A 349-nucleotide genomic window follows, 5' to 3' on the forward strand; every position below is an offset into this window, starting at 1 on the left:
GCCTACTGGATTGAGGCGGACGACGAAGGCCCGTTCCAGATGCTGCGCCGCCAACCGACCCATCGCCCGGGCATGCTTACCCGCAAGGAAGTGGTGGCATATTACATGGAGCAGTCCGGCTTCAAGGTCGACAACTTCGACTTCTATGAGATCTACGGCCTGTTCCGGCTGGCAGTGATCATCCAGCAGATCTATTACCGTTTCTACCATGGCCAGACCAAGGACAAGCGTTTCGCCGCCTTTGGCCATGCCGCTAATTATCTCGAAAAGCGCTGCCAGCGGTTGATTGCGGAGAGCTCCCTGTAATGGCGACGATTTATCTGGTTCGTCACGGCCAGGCCAGTTTCGG

1 pseudogene is annotated in these 349 nt (G+C 57.0%); it reads left to right on the forward strand.

What is annotated here, in order from left to right:
- A pseudogene (locus B2W52_RS16525) lies at window positions 1–306 on the forward strand (phosphotransferase family protein); the annotation flags it as partial.
- Window positions 307–349: the final 43 nt, after the last annotated feature.

Source organism: Marinobacter sp. UBA2498 (genome assembly GCF_002341575.1).
Lineage (GTDB): Bacteria > Pseudomonadota > Gammaproteobacteria > Pseudomonadales > Oleiphilaceae > Marinobacter > Marinobacter manganoxydans.